The organism is Nostoc sp. C110 (assembly GCF_043099725.1).
Taxonomy (GTDB): domain Bacteria; phylum Cyanobacteriota; class Cyanobacteriia; order Cyanobacteriales; family Nostocaceae; genus Nostoc; species Nostoc muscorum_A.
The window spans coordinates 4,669,125-4,685,014 of sequence record NZ_CP171148.1 but is presented as its reverse complement, the minus strand read 5'-3'; the positions used below and the strand labels follow the sequence as shown (position 1 = coordinate 4,685,014).

Annotated in this window: 13 protein-coding genes and 1 pseudogene; 8 read left to right on the top strand and 6 right to left on the bottom strand. The window is 42.0% G+C overall.

All coding sequences use genetic code 11. The features are described from left to right. Positions 1 to 263: 263 nt before the first annotated feature. The 7 genes and pseudogenes from ACFFRD_RS25465 to ACFFRD_RS25435 all read left to right on the top strand — a co-directional run bounded on the left by ACFFRD_RS25465 (position 264) and on the right by ACFFRD_RS25435 (position 6,571). The gene (locus ACFFRD_RS25465) at positions 264 to 1,649 is read left to right on the top strand and encodes a response regulator (protein WP_392478252.1); all 1,386 of its coding nucleotides are present in this window, start codon (positions 264 to 266) and stop codon (positions 1,647 to 1,649) included. A gap of 58 nt (positions 1,650 to 1,707) precedes the next feature. After that, positions 1,708 to 1,812: pseudogene (locus tag ACFFRD_RS25460) on the top strand (type II toxin-antitoxin system VapB family antitoxin); the annotation flags it as partial. 296 nt (positions 1,813 to 2,108) lie between these two features. After that, the gene (pheT, locus tag ACFFRD_RS25455) at positions 2,109 to 4,559 is read left to right on the top strand and encodes a phenylalanine--tRNA ligase subunit beta (RefSeq protein ID WP_392478250.1); all 2,451 of its coding nucleotides are present in this window, start codon (positions 2,109 to 2,111) and stop codon (positions 4,557 to 4,559) included. A 98-nt stretch (positions 4,560 to 4,657) separates the two neighbouring features. Continuing rightward, positions 4,658 to 4,927, top strand: coding sequence for a YciI family protein (locus ACFFRD_RS25450; protein ID WP_194143703.1), 270 nt, complete (start codon positions 4,658 to 4,660; stop codon positions 4,925 to 4,927). 83 nt (positions 4,928 to 5,010) lie between these two features. Continuing rightward, positions 5,011 to 5,805: a Tab2/Atab2 family RNA-binding protein gene (locus tag ACFFRD_RS25445; RefSeq protein ID WP_392478249.1), complete on the top strand. Its 795-nt coding sequence runs from the start codon at positions 5,011 to 5,013 to the stop codon at positions 5,803 to 5,805. Between the two features lie 189 nt (positions 5,806 to 5,994). Further along, the gene (locus tag ACFFRD_RS25440; protein WP_179071481.1) at positions 5,995 to 6,225 is read left to right on the top strand and encodes a CopG family transcriptional regulator; all 231 of its coding nucleotides are present in this window, start codon (positions 5,995 to 5,997) and stop codon (positions 6,223 to 6,225) included. After that, positions 6,212 to 6,571 carry a type II toxin-antitoxin system PemK/MazF family toxin gene (locus tag ACFFRD_RS25435; protein WP_392478246.1) on the top strand — a complete coding sequence of 120 codons (360 nt, stop codon included), beginning with the start codon at positions 6,212 to 6,214 and terminating at the stop codon, positions 6,569 to 6,571. Before ACFFRD_RS25440 ends, ACFFRD_RS25435 begins: the two co-directional genes overlap by 14 nt. 207 nt (positions 6,572 to 6,778) lie before the next feature. Here the strand turns inward: ACFFRD_RS25435 and ACFFRD_RS25430 are convergent, their stop codons facing one another. From ACFFRD_RS25430 to ACFFRD_RS25415, 4 genes are all read right to left on the bottom strand, one after another. After that, positions 6,779 to 7,978, bottom strand: a complete 1,200-nt coding sequence (locus tag ACFFRD_RS25430; RefSeq protein ID WP_392478245.1) for a DUF4159 domain-containing protein — start codon at positions 7,976 to 7,978, stop codon at positions 6,779 to 6,781. A 73-nt stretch (positions 7,979 to 8,051) separates the two neighbouring features. Then, positions 8,052 to 9,080 (bottom strand): phage tail protein, encoded by a 1,029-nt coding sequence (locus ACFFRD_RS25425; protein WP_392478242.1) that lies wholly within the window; start codon positions 9,078 to 9,080, stop codon positions 8,052 to 8,054. A gap of 108 nt (positions 9,081 to 9,188) precedes the next feature. Then, the gene (locus tag ACFFRD_RS25420) at positions 9,189 to 11,387 is read right to left on the bottom strand and encodes a putative baseplate assembly protein (protein WP_392478240.1); all 2,199 of its coding nucleotides are present in this window, start codon (positions 11,385 to 11,387) and stop codon (positions 9,189 to 9,191) included. Between the two features lie 242 nt (positions 11,388 to 11,629). Beyond that, entirely contained in the window at positions 11,630 to 12,043 is a 414-nt protein-coding gene (locus ACFFRD_RS25415) for a GPW/gp25 family protein (protein ID WP_114082336.1), read from the bottom strand. Positions 12,044 to 12,489: 446 nt separating this feature from the next. On the opposite strand from ACFFRD_RS25415, the gene ACFFRD_RS25410 reads away from it, so the two are divergent. Further along, a complete protein-coding gene (locus ACFFRD_RS25410) occupies positions 12,490 to 12,972 on the top strand; it encodes a GNAT family N-acetyltransferase (protein ID WP_392478237.1) in 483 nt (160 codons plus the stop codon). 133 nt (positions 12,973 to 13,105) lie between these two features. On the opposite strand, the gene ACFFRD_RS25405 is transcribed toward ACFFRD_RS25410, so the two are convergent. After that, positions 13,106 to 13,603 (bottom strand): PAAR domain-containing protein, encoded by a 498-nt coding sequence (locus ACFFRD_RS25405; protein ID WP_392478235.1) that lies wholly within the window; start codon positions 13,601 to 13,603, stop codon positions 13,106 to 13,108. A 187-nt stretch (positions 13,604 to 13,790) separates the two neighbouring features. Beyond that, the gene (locus tag ACFFRD_RS25400; RefSeq protein ID WP_392478234.1) at positions 13,791 to 15,524 is read right to left on the bottom strand and encodes a VgrG-related protein; all 1,734 of its coding nucleotides are present in this window, start codon (positions 15,522 to 15,524) and stop codon (positions 13,791 to 13,793) included. Between the last annotated feature and the right edge of the window lie 366 nt (positions 15,525 to 15,890).

The following is a 15,890-nucleotide window of genomic DNA, read 5'->3' as shown; positions in this document are numbered from 1 at the left end:
CCAGAATTAACCAATATTTACTGATAGGCTAGCTATGATAAATGTTTCTCTTTATTCATACCTACTTGTGGTTTGAGACAAATTAAGTAAAAAGTACCAAATGTAACAAATAAGTTATAAAACTTATAATTTTTAAAATATATACATATTTTAAAAGGAATAACTTGTCCGTAGATAAATATTACAAAGAAGAGAAGACTTTATCGTTGATATTTTCAATCTACAAATGTTCAGTTGTTGATTCCGCAAGAAACTTGAAAAATATGAATAACTCAGGCGCATTCACCAAACTACGTCCTCTAAGTTTGTTAAGACAGTTATCCAATTGCTTTGATAGTACTTATTTACAAGCATTAAGTAACTCAGTTCGTTGGTCAATTTACTTAGAACAGGGTAAAATAACTTACGCGACTCATTCGGTAGAACCTTTTGATCGACTAGAACGCCATTTGCGCCGCCTCAGCCACCAAATTCCCTTGCTTACTAGCGAGGTGCGGGTTCAAGTCCGTCTGATGTTTGAACCTGACTCACACAATCAGTTACTCGAATATGACAGCAATTCCAGAAGCCACCCTCCTGAATATCAGGCGATATCCTGGCTTGTTAGTCAACAACATCTACATTCTACACAAGCAGTAGTGCTGATTCAAGAATTAGTTAAAGAAGTGGTTGAATCATTTTTGCTTATTAAAGAAGGTACTTATGAATTAACAGAACCACTTGAGAGAATGCCAAGAATTTGTAGGCTAGATGTGGAAAAGATTCTAGAACGTTGTCAAGGAAGATTACAGAATTGGCAAGCTTTTGTTCCGCAAATCTCTTCTCCATATCAACGTCCATATCTGTTGATTAACAGCAAAATTGAGGAAAAAGATTTACCAAAACTTCAGCCAGATTTGATTAATTGGATGAAGGGTTTCAGCTTGTGTCATCTGGCAACAATTTTGAATCAAGATGAAATTCAATTGGCCCGCAATTTATACCCTTATATACTTAATGGTGCGATTATCTTGCATGAACCCGATCCACCATTTGATAAGTTACCAAAGCTATTTGAAGAGCAATCGCTTTTCTCAAAATTAATTCCAGAGATAGAGAACACCACAAAAGAGCTAAATAGCAGCATCAACTCTTACCCTGATATTGCTGAAGAGAATATATCTCCTGTTCCACGATTACCACAGATTTCTCTTCCTCCCCAAGAAAACTTTCAGGAACCAACACTATCAAATAACATAAATCCTGCTTCCCAAAAAGTAACATCTGCTACTGTAACGGCACAAAAAGTCCACAAAATCGTTTCTGTAGATGATAGCCCCACAATTCTCAAAGAAATTAGCCGTTTCTTAGAAAATGAAAATTTTTCTGTAGTGACTATTAACGATCCAGTAAAAGCCGTTTTATCAATTATAAGGCACAAACCAGACTTAATTTTGTTGGATTTAAATATGCTAGGAATAGATGGTTATGAGTTGTGCCGAATTATACGAAATAATTCGATATTTCAAAAAACTCCCATTATTTTTGTGACTGGGAATAAAGGAATTGTAGATAAAGTAAAAGCCAAATTGGTTGGGGCATCTGGATATCTAACTAAACCATTTACTCGCGCAGAATTACTTAAAATAGTCTTCATGCATTTGACTTAAATTAACCACAAAATCTAATAATGATGAGCTAGTAAGGATAAATATGGCTACAGTTTTGGTTGTTGAAGAGGCATTACGAGAGTATGTGCAACGTCGAAAGCAACTGAAAATTCTAGAGCTATTTGGCATGATTGAATATGACGATGATTATGACTACAAGTAACATTATCGGAGTGGATGAAAGTCAACGAACCGCAGAGGCGCAGAGAACGCGGAGAGAATAAAGAGGGATTTTTATATCACAAAACTTGTCAGCATGTTTTTAATGATGTGCAACGGCTTACTAGGGGCGATCGCATAAAATGTAAAGATAAAGCAAAAAAGCGATATTGTTCTGCGAGTCTAACGTAGTAGGATTGTTCAAGTGAAAGGGTACGCCTAGCGGGATGAGTAGCCATCGATCGCTAGTAGGCACCCTAAAATAAGAACAAAAGACGATTCCTAAAACAAGCACACTCCATGCGTATTTCTCTAAATTGGCTGCGCGAACTAGTAGAGATAAAACTTAGTCCAGAAGAATTAGCCGAAACCCTGACAATGGCAGGGTTTGAGGTTGAAGATATTGAAGATCGCCGCACTTGGGCAAATGGCGTGGTTGTAGGGAAAGTGCTTGAGCGTCAACCCCACCCCAACGCCGATAAATTAAGTGTTTGCCAAGTCGATATCGGTGCAGGTGAAACTTTAAATATTGTCTGTGGCGCTGCCAATGTGAAGGCAGATATCTATGTACCTGTGGCAACTACGGGTACTTACTTACCCAACATCGATTTAAAAATTAAACCAGCAAAACTCCGTGGTGTCCCTTCTCAGGGCATGATTTGTTCTTTAAAGGAACTCGGTTTGCCCACCGATGTAGACGGAATTCATATTTTTACCCAGGAAAATTTACCATTAGGTAGTGATGTGCGTCCTTTGTTGGGTCTAGATGATGTAATTTTAGACCTGACTGCAACTGCCAATCGCGCTGATGCTTTGAGTATGGTAGGCGTAGCCAGGGAAGTAGCAGCTTTAACTGGTGGAAAGTTGAGCATCCCTGAACCTGGTGAAGTTTCTATTAGCAAAAATACTGGAAATTTAACTTTAAAAATTGCTGATACACAAGCTTGTCCTGCATACATCGGTACGGTAATTGAACAGGTCAAAATTGCTCCATCTCCCGAATGGTTGCAACAGCGTTTGCGGGCGGCTGGGGTGCGTCCTATAAGTAATGTGGTGGATATTACTAACTACGTTTTGTTGGAATGGGGACAACCATTGCACGCCTTTGACCGCGATCGCTTAAAATCTGTTGCAAGTAGCGAAAATTTAACCATCGGCGTTCGTTTCGCTAATAATGGCGAATTCTTAAAAACCCTAGATGGACAAACTCGCACCCTCTCAACCCAAAATTTGTTAATTACCGCTAATGATAGACCCGTTGCATTGGCGGGAGTCATGGGTGGAGAAGAAACAGAAGTCCATGAAGGGACTCAAAGTATAGTTTTAGAAGCAGCTTTATTTGATTCCGTGGCAATTCGCCGTTCTTCGCGCAGTGCAGGCTTAAGAAGTGAAGCTTCTGGGAGATATGAACGGGGAGTTAACCGCGCTGAGTTGGAAATAGCTAATCGCCGCGCCTTATCCTTAATTAGCGAATTAGCTAGTGGAATTCTTGTCCAGCAGGAAATTGCCGACACTCGCCCCGATCCTTCTACCTGGAGTCGTTCTATCGCCCTGCGTTTAGACCGAGTTAATCAGATATTAGGGCCAATCGATTTGGGAGAGGACACAGGTGAACTCCAAGGACAAGATGTTGAGCGCATCCTGACTGCACTAGGATGTCAGTTGACTCCTTCACGTGAAGATAGCAACCATCAACCTACATGGTCAGTTTCCGTCCCACCCTATCGTTACCGCGACTTAGAGCGAGAAATTGATTTAATTGAAGAAATCGCCCGTCTCTATGGTTACAACCGATTCTGCGATACTTTACCAGAAAAATCGGAAGGTGGTTATCTGCCTTTAGATGAGGAACTGATTCGCAAGTTACGGGCTTTCCTCCGGGCTGAAGGATTGACAGAATTAATCCACTATTCTTTAGTTAAACCAGGAGAAGACAGACAGATAGTACTGTCAAATCCTTTATTTGCCGAATATTCAGCACTACGAAACGATTTGCTATCTGGGTTGATTGATGCCTTTCAATACAATTTAGAACAGGGTAATGGTTCCCTAAACGGCTTTGAAATCGGGCAAATTTTCTGGCGAGAAGAAGACGGTTTGCAAGAAACAGAAGCCTTGGCTGGGATTATAGGAGGCGATCGCACCATTGGCAAATGGTCAAAAAGTGGACGTGAAGAACCCATCACCTGGTTTGAAGCTAAAGGCACTTTAGAAAGTATATTTCGGCAACTTGCCTTGCAGGTAGAATTCCAACCCGATTGCCGAGATAATCGCTTACATCCAGGACGCACCGCTTCTTTGTGGATTCGGGGTAACAGGCTAGGGATTTTTGGACAACTCCATCCCCAATTGCGACGAGAAAAAGGTTTACCAGATTCCGTTTATGTTTTCCAGTTGGATCTAGATGTGCTTTTAGATTCTCTGGGAGAAGATGAAGTTCTAGTGCCAACATTCCAGCCATATTCTACCTATCCAGCTAGCGATCGCGATATCGCCTTTTTCGCACCTGTGAAAATCTCAGTTTCCGAAATTCAAAAAGTAATTACCAAAGCTAGTAAAGATTTGCTCGAATCGGTGGAATTATTTGATGAATATCGCGGCGAAAATGTCCCCGAAGGACAGCGGAGTTTAGCATTCCGTCTAGTTTATCGGGCTAGCGATCGCACTTTGACTGAGGCGGAAGTTGAACCAGTACATAATAAAGTCCGCGAAGCCTTGGTGGAAAAATTTGGCGTAAATCTCAGAAGTTAGTCATTTGTCATTTACTAGGAGTTAGGAATTAATAATTCCTCACTCCCCGATATACTGACTACAAAATCCAAAATCTAAAATCCAAAATAGTCTTAGCTATGCCTAAATATGTACTCTGGGGAACTTATTGCGAAGATGTTCTTGAAAAACGCACCCCTTACCGTCAAGCTCATTTAGACGGATTAGCAAAACAGAAAGAATCCGGTGTGCTGATTACTATTGGCCCCACCAAGGATGTCACAAAAGTTTTTGGGATTTACGAAGCCGAAGACGAAGCGATCGTCCGCGAACTAATTGAAAACGATCCCTACTGGAAAAATGGCATCTGGACTGAATATTCAGTCAAAGAATGGATTCAAGCTTTATAAATTGGGCATAGGGCATAGGGGATTGATTATAATTCTCCTCCCCTATTCCCAATTCCCCATTCCCAATTCCCCGTTCCCAATTTATGAAAACTTGGCAAGTTGATTTTTATCGTCGTCCCTCACAAGATGCGTCTGGACAAATTTTATGGGAGTTGTTGATTTGTGACGCAACTCGCAGCTTTGAGTATGAAGCTAGCTGTCTTCAGTCAGCAGCGAATTCGAGTTGGGTGGCAGATCAACTTGAACTAGCCGCAGGTGAAAAATTGCCAGATGTGATTCAGGTGTTTCGTCCGCAGTCTCTAAGCTTAATTGAGGCGGCGGGACGCAATTTAAGTATAAATGTCGAACCTACGCGCCACACTTTGGCACTGAAACAGTGGTTACAAGAAAAGCAATATCCCGCAACGGTAGATAAACCACCCCCAGTACCATTACCAGAGAACCTTTGGGGAGAACAATGGCGGTTTGCGACTCTAGCCGCTAGTGATGTAGAAACGAGATTTAGCGATCGCCCCATTCCCATTTTGCACATCCCAGAACATCTTAAACCCATCAACTTGGGTTTAGCGTCAACAGTGCCCGTCCCTGGTGTAGTAATTTATGGTGGACGGCAATCCATGCGACTAGCACGGTGGTTACAGCAAGCCCGTCCTGTGGCGTTAAACTACATTTCTGGCGCACCAGATGGCTTAGTATTAGAAGCTGGCTTAGTAGATAGGTGGATTGTTGCCACTTTTGAAGATCCAGAAGTTGCAACAGCAGCCCAAACATATCAACAACGAAAACAGCAAAGCCGAGGATTGCATTTTTTGTTAGTGCAACCAGATGATTCCGGCATGACTTATAGCGGCTTTTGGTTATTGCGGGCAGAAGATTGATATTAATTGCCAAAAATATTTGTCTGCTTAATTTCTATAGCTAAAAAAATCAACTAAAGCGAAGTCTGGCTGCAAACCGATTGTCTACACTTTATTGTAATTTACCTATATAGGTAAGGTACATAGGCTTGGCAAATTATAGTATGATGATTAAATCATACTAAATAGTAATACAAAAAAATCATATAGATGCTCAAAGTCACAATTACCTTAGAAGAAGACATTCTGCAATTTGTAGATCAGTATGCACAGGGAAATCGTAGTGCATACATCAATACACTGCTAGCAGAACACCGCCGTCAAATTTTGGCAGCAGAAATGATTGCAGCCCTCAAGCAGGATGCTGAAGATCCAGAATATCAAGCTGAAATTGCTGCTTGGGATAGTGTTGTTGGGGATGGCATAAATGCCAGGGAGTAATTTAACTTATCGGCGAGGAGAAATACGTTGGGTTAATCTTGATCCAACAGTGGGGGCTGAAGCAAAAAAAATCCGTGCTTGCTTGATTGTCCAAAATGACATTATGAATCAGTATGGATTGCTGACAATTGTGATGCCATTTCGACCCGGAAGTAAACAAGCCCCCTACGTTGTAAATGTGAAAGCAACACCAAATAATGGATTAGACCAAGACCGTTTTATAGATATTGGCCAAATTCGTGCTGTTGATCATAGTCGTATTTTAGGTTTGGTGGGCGTGCTGGAGTCAGAATACTGGGAACTTATTCGTACAGCCTTAAATATAGTTCTGGGTTTTGTGCTTTAGGGGTGTTAGGGAATAAAAGTAGAGATTATAAGTCAATACATTTCAGATAAGACCAAAACACTTGTAGAGACGGCAATTTATCGCGTCTCAAAACCCACGATTTTGTAGAAGTAGCGCAAAAAATGCGAAACCAGGTGCAATATTATTTAAAGTAATACGCAATAAATCACCGTCTCTTCCCTGAACCAAACCGTATTGATGCCCACCCTACCACTGCCCTGAATTATCTTCTTGTTGCAAGCCTATCAACTGTCGTCGTTTCCAAGCATAATGAAGAATATTAATTCCTAATTCTTGGGCTGTACGAATAGTCAATCTGGGTAAACTCAAATCTCTATCCAGTCCCCAAGCAGTTGCTAAATCTCCAATTGCTAAAATAATTCCGCCACCGATTAACAATTTAATTTGCTGTTGATTAACCATTGGTAAAGCAGCAAATAAGAAAGGTTTTGTCCTTAAAGGATGACTCCGTTGCAATTCTTCTAAAGGTCTTAAAGGACTTTCTAATTGTTGTGCTAATGCTTGAGTACTCTCAATTAGAGCATTAGCATTTATTGGTGCATCAACGAAAAGCACACCACCTAAATTTAAGTAATTTTTGAGGGATTCAAATTCGAGACTATTTAAAGAAATTGCCTGTCCACCTGTCAGATAAAGTAGGTCATAATCTTGAATATTTTCACTTAAAGCAACCTGACCAGGTTCATCAGCCCCTCTTAAACTGGGATATAGGGGTTCTACTGCTTGTAACAAATACGAAAGGCTGAAAAAATTACGCGCACATTCCGGATCGCTATGAGTTGCTTGCGCCATACACACAAGTGCTTGAGGACGCATTTGTGCCTGACGGCGATAACGCAAATCAATATTGTTATATCCAGGAAAAAAAGCATCCGTAGGTTGGGTGATTTCAGTATGTCCTGGTTGCAGAAGTATTCGACATATTTCAATTTCTGAACTGACTGGTATGGAGTTTCTTTGGTCAATTCGATAGGTTTCTTGAACAATATCTCTTTGCTGTCCACGCCGCAATTCATCAGGATCTACATAGCTAACTACTAAGTAGATCATGAGTGGTTCAGAACTGACTACTTCTATATCAATAGGAAAGTCATAAGAAGTCGGTACAACAATTAGATTACCTGCTAAATCAATTGCAATACCAGGTTGAATTTGTACCCAACGCCCATCTCGATATCTAGCTTCTACTTGACTTGGGGCTGTCACATCTCGAACGCCTAAACCACAGACAATTCCTGGTTGGTTTAAACTTTGATATTGAGCATTTTGCCGATTTCGGTGATAATCATGGGCTGTGCGCCAGCGTTCTGCATTAATTAGTAACCCGTCTGCGGCTTGCAGGCGTTCCAAAGATTTGATTGGTGGGGGTGGGAAAGGATGGGACATAATAATTTTAGATTTTAGATTTTGTCTGTTTTAGGAATTTTAAACAATATTACCTATTGGTATATTAAATTATTTAATTAGTGGGATTTTCAATAGATAGTTCGTATGTACAGAAAGCAGGCTTTTCTTGTTCTATGATTCTTTGGATAAGTTGCTCGTTAATAATGCCACTAGAAATATTTGAACGCAAACGTACTATAAAATGATATGGTTGTCCACCTGCTAAAACAGCATTTCCTAATTGGGCATCTCCTATGATGAAACTTGGACCAAAAGGTTCTGTAATACTGATATGTTTATCAGCTTCATTAGGTAAATCTTCGTCTAGCGGTAAACCAGTATAAAGATGTAAATAGAGACGCAATCCTTTGCGAGTTCCCCGCCAGCGATAAAGTTCTACAGCGCGACGAATTAAACGCCGTTGTTGCTGGAGATCCCACACAGAATCTACTTGCCAAGCGACCCAATGAGCCATAAAGGGTAGTAATGCTTGGGGTGCTGTCAAGGGATCGAGGTTTGCCCACATGACATTGTAACTATCAACTACTGGTTGAAAAGCTTGCTCAAATATCTTCATGAAGCGACCAATAAAGTCTACTTCTCGATACAAAATTGGCAAGAACTCCATGTAGGCAGTATAGGGACGGATATATAAATCGAAATACTCGCTTCTTTCAATTTGTTCGTTCTCTGTGCCTGCGTCTATATGTAGAGTAATTAGGCTGCGAAAATTGAGAGTTAATTTGTTTTTTGTCCCAGGAGAAATTGCTTCTTGGTCTTCAAAAAATGTATCGGGAATTGAGAAGTAGAGAACAGCATCCATTTGCCCACGAGGCGGTATTTCACTACCCTCTGTCCCAATTTGACACCACTGGGATGGAAAGTTTCCGTCAACGCTTAAGCTTACCCGCAAAGGACGTTGTTCTAAGTTTTGCACTTGCACAATCATCTCACTGGGATGCCCAGGATGCAAAAGTAAAGTACGTCCACCTACATCGATATCCGCACTTGTAAATCCTAAACCCGCCACAGGTAAAGCTTCGGGTATTTGCATTGGTGTTAATTGAATGCTTACAGCCGGACTAGAGCGACTTTGAACCATAGGATTTGGGAATGGGGAATTGGGAATTGGGAATTGAGAATGGGGAATTGGAGGGAGAATAACTACTGACGAATGACGAATGACGAATGACAAATGACAAATGACAAATTACGAATTACGAATTATTTGAATGTCGTGATTTGAGCGTAGATTGGTATCAGCCCAAGAACATATCAAACCTTCCGAGCCTGGGTCAATTAATTGTTCTGGTGATGGTTGTCGTCGCCAATTTTCTCCTTGCTTGCGGATGGGAAACAGTAGGACGGGACCTAAGTGACGCACGCCTGGGGTTTGTTGCAGTAATGCGACAATATCTGATGTATAAACTGGTCGTCCAAATGGCCAACCTTTGCCGTCCATTCCTCCAGTTAATGGATTTAAATATTTATACAGTGATACCCTTAAATTCCGGCGAATTTCTTCTCTGGCAAAAGGATTATCATAAGCAGGTTCTAAAGCAATTTCTGTCTGTACAGAAACACCTATATAATTCGGTTCTTGTAATTCTATTTGTACCCCTAATAACCGTCTTTCATCTAAGTAACTCATAATTTGCTCTTGCAGGGCATTACTAAGAGCAAAATTTTCTGGTGTCATGCCATTGCCTTGCGCGATCGCATCTGTATTTGCATAAGGAACTACCAGTAAACTAACTATACCAGCTTGCCTACGAGAATTTGCTGGCAAACACCGAACGCGCGCGATCGCACCTGCACCCGCTTGTTGAGTCAAAACTTCAAAATCTTCAGCAGTGACGGCGCGATCGCGTGTGCGGAGGATACGGGGAGCCTTCATTACAGCCTGTTCCAGAGACTCGGCATCCGCACCATTGATTGCTGGTACACGATTGACCACACTAGCAATGTATGGATACGCAGACTTCAAAAACTGGATTGCCCCAGTTTGCACATTGCCTTCCCTACCGCCACCTGTGCGATAAGCAACCATTTTAATCTCTGCACCACGGGGAGGAATCGCCCCATATTGGTGTTCCGACTGGTTATTTTCTAGAACTTGTACAGATGTTTTATCTAGCGATGGTTCTTGAATTCGCGATCGCATCTGGGTATGCTGTTTAAGTTGGCTAGGTTCTCGAATTAGCGGCCCAAACTGGATTGTCCCAGTGATCGAATCGATGGTGTAATGAAAGTTATGTGGACCAGAATCAGCAAAATCTCTCACCTCAATCCACTTTTGAGGCAAACCACCACTAGGAGTAACTAAAATATATTCATTTTCTCGGCGTTCTAAAATTGGTGCTGTTTGTAACTGGAAACTCTGACCGGGTGTACCATCACTAATTCCCAATCGCTCATCTATAATCAGCGTACTGTGACTAGCTCTAACTGTACCGCCAATTGACCGCGCTGCTAAACCAATAATTCTTGGTGGACGATTGTAACCAGATTCATTGGCTTCTGCGGAAACAAAGCTACAGCGTAACCAACGACCTCGGTAAGAGGTAAAATTAGCCACAGGCCAAATTTGAGGTAAATGCAAACGTACCTCTGCACCTTGAGATGGGTTTCCACCCTGTTGGGCCATTTCATAAAAACTGAACCCACGAGTTTTATCATCTGACTCTTGCAATAAAACTGCTTGCCAATTTTCACCATCCCAGGCTTCCCACCTCCGGGGTGGTTGATTGGGGTTAATCCCAGCAGGAGTAGCCGCAGCCCCTTGGAAAATAATTTCTAAAACATTAGCATCTAAAGGATCATCAGAATTAATGGCTAAATAAAAACAGTTACCAGGCTGGGGTTCCTCTTCAAATATCGGTTGTTCATTACCTGTCCAGAAACCGTTAGATTGACGAGTCCATGAAGTTGTGACTCTTTCGCGCAGAGATTGGGGAATATCTTCGGTAGTTTGGGCAGTTAAAAAGTGTTGGATGCGGGGATTGCCGATAATTAGAGGATAATCTGTGCTGAAGGTAATAGCTTCTGTAGTTTCAGTGCGGATAGTTGAGGCTTCCAATCCGGCTGGAATTGTGTAGGCTTCGGGTAATGCAGCGCTTAAATAAAAAGTTAATTCCGTGCGGGCTGGGGCGGGAGGCTGGAGACGAATACCCAGTAATTCTAAAAAAGCGACATAATTTTTGCGAGGTACTTGGTTAAATCTGAGCAACATTTGGTCAGTTAACCAAGCAAATAACTCAATTAGCGTAATTCCTGGGTCGCTGAGGTTGTGGTCTGTCCATTCGGGACAGTAGCGGGGAATACGCATAATACATTCTTCCACCAAATCATCGAAGGCGCGATCGTCTAAGTTGGAAGAAGGTAATTTCGGTAAAAAATCAAAGTTCATACCAATTTAAAAAAGAATGTGACAGATACAAGCCTAGAAACCCAGAGAAAATTCAGCTTTTTTAATTAGGACTTACGCATAAATTACGGAATAACGTAGACGCTTCTCTACGAGACGCTACGCGAACGGCTTGCCGCAGGCTACCACAGAGGCACAGAGGGCACAGAGAAATCAGAGTTTGAGAGATATTTTGCGTAAGTCGTATTAATTTTTAATTTTTAATTTTCAATTTTTAATTCGGATCACGATTCCTCCCCAGCTGAAACCAAATAATAAGGATAAACAAAACTATAAATATCGGGGCCGTCTTTGAGTCGATAATTGATAATGATGTCCACTCTGCCACGCACAGGGTCAGGATCGGTGACAACTTCATCGATAGTAATGCGTGGTTCCCAAACTTCTAAAGCTTCCAAGACATAAAGACGGATTCGCAGTAGGGTATCGCTACTTAAAGGTGCAAACGCCAGTTCAGACAAGCGCGAACCAAAGGTAGGTCGATAAACCCGCTCACCTACTCCGGTGCGGAGAATAATCCAAATAGATTCTTTAACTTTTTGATCTTCACGGCTAAGTTGTATCCCGCCTTGCACACTTAAATGCAGTGGATAAGCCCAACCTGTTCCCAAATAGGCTCGTTCACGACCGTAAACCATATCTGGCACTTAGACAGTTGTACATGGATATCTTCAAAGATATCGACACAGAAGGTTTAAGCCTATTCGCCAAAGGTCGAGGATGAAGAAGTGGGGAGCAGGGGAGGCAGGGGAGGCAGGGGAGAAAAGAGGGTTATTTCAGTAATTCTTTTCTCAAGAACAGCTTCACTTCTCTCGCATGGGAGACGCTAAAAGCGATCTGCTTTCTGCCTTTTTCAATCCCTTTCCTGCTAGTATTTTTTCAGGATCGGAATTAGTTTTTTTACAGCTATTTTCAGTTAAATAGACCACGCGGTAAGGATACAAGCAATGCTGTGCCTTTACGACAGATATATTTCAAATACATGAAAAGTGCTGTAATTCAGATAAACGATCGCAAACTAGGGTTGTCGGCAGCCACTGACCAGAAACGTTATGCCAATATTTGAAGAATCAAGAATTAATAGATGATTGAAATTTTTGAAGCAGACCTGAGTATGCCTGCTCATGCGGAGGCTATGGTGCAATTAATGGATGAGTATGCACTCGACCCGATGGGTGGTGGTAAAGGTCTGTCCGACTACGTTAAAGCAAATCTCTCAGCAGAGCTTGCAAAAAGAAAAGCGGCTCATGTCATTCTTGCGTTTGTCGATGCCGAACCCGTAGGGCTTGTTGTCTGCTTAGAAGGATTCTCTACGTTCGCGTGTAAGCCATTACTTAATATTCACGATGTCATCGTTGCTTTACCCTACCGTGGTAGAGGCTTGTCCAAACTGCTGCTACAGAAAGCGGAGGAGATCGCGTTGGATTTGGGTTGCTGCAAACTCACGCTAGAGGTACTGGAAGGAAACCATGTTGCCCAGTCAGCATACAAGGCGTGCGGATTCAGTGGCTATGAGCTAAATCCCCAGATGGGCAAGGCATTATTTTGGGAGAAGAAACTAGGATAGGTGAATGATCGATCGAAAAGTCTTTAAAGCAGATTGATTATGATTACTTCCTATTTGCGCTACGTTATCGAGCCTGACAAAATTTCGGAGCAAGTTTCAACTCTCCTCTCCCTCATCTTCTCGACTTCTCCAATCAGCCACCAATCAAAACGGTAAAATCACCTTTGATAATTTTATTCGGCGGTCCTAATGCTTCTAAAACAGTGTCGCCCATGCGAGAAGCAGGTAGATTGTTAATCAGCACAGTCTGACTACCGTCAATCACAACCCCAGGGCCGTGAGGAGGTAAGGGTAAAGGTGTGGCGCAATTATGAATATCAGCTCCTGCTGCTGCTGCTGCGATCGCACTACCCATAGTAGCAGCAGATGTTGCCTTTGTAGTTTGTTCGGCGGCTAAAGCAGCAGGTGCCCCTGGTGTACCAGCTGCTGCTAGGGTAGCAGCCTCAGCCACTTGGATAGCCGTATCAGAAGCTGTTTTAGCAGACTGCAAACCTGGTACTGCTGCTGCAAGTACGCCCCGCCACGCAGGTAAAGACCCAATCAATACATTGGGACTACCCGGCCCCCCTGTTAAAACTGGGGGTAAAGGATGCGCCACATTGTCGGTAATTCTTGCTGCTGGTTTACCCATCACAACCTCCTAATAGTGTCTTTAATCTCTTACCTCTATGTTCTCTGCGTCTCTGTGGTTAGATAAATTACTTTTAAACCACAGAGGCACAGAGAAGCCAGTGCGTTGGGCGGGTTCCCCGACTTGTTCGCTGAAAGCGTTCCCGCAGGGTAGCAACTGGCGCAGCGCTGAGAAAAAACATAGAAAATTAATTAAGGCGAATCATCGCACCTTTAACTGTAATCACGCCGTTGGCTGTAATGTCTATATTTCCAGCAGCATCTAATGACATATTACCTGTTGATTTCACTGAAACAGATTTACCCATATCGTCCATTTTGATTTTATGACCACCTGTGGTTTCAATCTCTATGCAGCGATCGCTATCGTTGAGATATATTTTGTGACCGCCTGTGGTTTCTACGCGAATACCTTTTTTACTACTTCCTTTATCCTCTTCAACAAACTGTAGAACATGACCAACACGAGTTTTAATTGTGCGTAATCTGACACCACCTGTAACCGAATCACTCACCTTTTCCGGTGGTGCATCTTTCCCGTTCCATACCCCGCCAATGACATAGGGACGATGGATATCGCCATGTTCAAAACCTACCAAAACTTCATCGTTTACCTCTGGTAAACAGTCAAAACCTCTGTTTGGGCCTGCTCCCACAGCTACAACTCTCGCCCAATCACTTGTATGGTCTTCTGTGAGAGTGGGAAACTTCACCTTCACTCTGCCCATTTTCTCTGGGTCTTGATTATCAGTCACAATTCCCACTAATAAAGTCTCAGATGGCTGTAGACGTTTTTCTGGAGATAGGGTTGTGAATAAGTTACCAGAACGTAGTCCCCGCACGCTGAACTCAGTTTCATAAACGCGCTGATTAAAGAAATGGCGGGTTTCTGTAACATAATACTTACCACTATAGCGATCGCCCATACCCTGAAGCTTAACAACTCGTCCAGGACGAATCTCAGGATTCCCTGCTGCTTTAGCATCTGCATAAACAAATTCTCCTCCCAATTCATCACATAAAGCCTGAGCCATAGCTTTTGCTTGCTTTTGACTGGCGACAGGCTTATCTACAACAATCATTTTGGGAGACTTAAGATTAGAAAATGCAGTACTGGTACTACTTCCTAACTGATTACCTGTCTCGGTTACTTGCTTTTCTTTATTAGCTGTTTGGCTAATCAATTTTTTCTGAGTATAGTCCCAGGCACGTACTTCCACAGAACTCACCTGTTCAGCACTGGTGACGCGGGTACTAAATTTACTAATATCATCTAGCCATTCTAATGCTAGAGATTCCTGAACTTTTGGTTTACAAAAATTGATCTTATCCTCTGTAATAAATAGTTCAAAACCGTTACGGGCTGCCCTTTCCCGCAGAAACTCCATATTAGTTTGGTTCTCTTGGAAAACATACTTATTAACTTCACCTGTTGAATCGATATTGCCAGGTCTTATACCTACTTCCTTAACTATTTTTTTGACTATATCACTATCAGTTTCATTCAAAAAAGAACGATTATAACGACCTCTGTGAAGACGATGAGAAATATCATAACCACGAACAATGATATCAGCTTCAGATTTTTCATTGAAGTGAACTTCCATCGCGGTAATTTCGCCTTCAATTAGGATTTTTTCTACCTCATCTTGAAAATTATTATCTAGAGTAGTACTCGAAGTAAAACCCAACTTCACTTTTTTGCCAATTCTAAACAACTGCTCATGTCGCCAAGCCTTATTTTCTGGTCGGTCAGATGTGGGAATATAGCTATTATGGATTACTAGCGTAAACATTGCTGGTAAATGAAGGCTTTCTTCTATTGTGATTTGCAACAAATCCTTCATTAATTCAGGAGAAGCAGGTTGTCCATCTATCTGTATTTTAGGTTCGCTTAAATAAAGGCTTTTTTTAGGAGGCATAACTATTATTTGATAATGTATAAAATGTTTAGAGCAGCCTTTAATGACAAAGTAAATACTAATTTATTACTTTATCGAACAGAATTCAGGAGTCAGGAGTCAGAATGGGCTAAACGCCCCGCTACCGCTAACAGAATGAATTTTGTACGACTGGCGGATAGCGCAGCGTTAGCGAATCCGCGAGGGTCTGAGTAACCGGGTTTAAGACCCCCACTAAATCTACGATTTAGTGGTCTTCAATCAGTCGCGGGTCTGAATCCTCGACTGATAGCGTAGCGGTAGCGTACTCCTACGGAGAAGCGAGCTACGCGCAGCGTCTCGTAGAGAGGAACGAGCGTCTTGATTCTGACTGCTGAATTCTGACTT

Bases quoted from the DNA above. Each gene is read 5' to 3' on its own strand.
- ACFFRD_RS25440 (WP_179071481.1), top strand. From the start codon at position 5,995: ATGCTCAAAGTCACAATTACCTTAGAAGAAGACATTCTGCAATTTGTA.
- ACFFRD_RS25415 (WP_114082336.1), bottom strand. From the start codon at position 12,043: ATGGTTTACGGTCGTGAACGAGCCTATTTGGGAACAGGTTGGGCTTAT.
- ACFFRD_RS25420 (WP_392478240.1), bottom strand. From the start codon at position 11,387: ATGAACTTTGATTTTTTACCGAAATTACCTTCTTCCAACTTAGACGAT.
- ACFFRD_RS25400 (WP_392478234.1), bottom strand. From the start codon at position 15,524: ATGCCTCCTAAAAAAAGCCTTTATTTAAGCGAACCTAAAATACAGATA.
- ACFFRD_RS25465 (WP_392478252.1), top strand. From the start codon at position 264: ATGAATAACTCAGGCGCATTCACCAAACTACGTCCTCTAAGTTTGTTA.
- ACFFRD_RS25450 (WP_194143703.1), top strand. From the start codon at position 4,658: ATGCCTAAATATGTACTCTGGGGAACTTATTGCGAAGATGTTCTTGAA.
- pheT (WP_392478250.1), top strand. From the start codon at position 2,109: ATGCGTATTTCTCTAAATTGGCTGCGCGAACTAGTAGAGATAAAACTT.
- ACFFRD_RS25405 (WP_392478235.1), bottom strand. From the start codon at position 13,603: ATGGGTAAACCAGCAGCAAGAATTACCGACAATGTGGCGCATCCTTTA.
- ACFFRD_RS25410 (WP_392478237.1), top strand. From the start codon at position 12,490: ATGATTGAAATTTTTGAAGCAGACCTGAGTATGCCTGCTCATGCGGAG.
- ACFFRD_RS25430 (WP_392478245.1), bottom strand. From the start codon at position 7,978: ATGTCCCATCCTTTCCCACCCCCACCAATCAAATCTTTGGAACGCCTG.
- ACFFRD_RS25425 (WP_392478242.1), bottom strand. From the start codon at position 9,080: ATGGTTCAAAGTCGCTCTAGTCCGGCTGTAAGCATTCAATTAACACCA.
- ACFFRD_RS25435 (WP_392478246.1), top strand. From the start codon at position 6,212: ATGCCAGGGAGTAATTTAACTTATCGGCGAGGAGAAATACGTTGGGTT.
- ACFFRD_RS25445 (WP_392478249.1), top strand. From the start codon at position 5,011: ATGAAAACTTGGCAAGTTGATTTTTATCGTCGTCCCTCACAAGATGCG.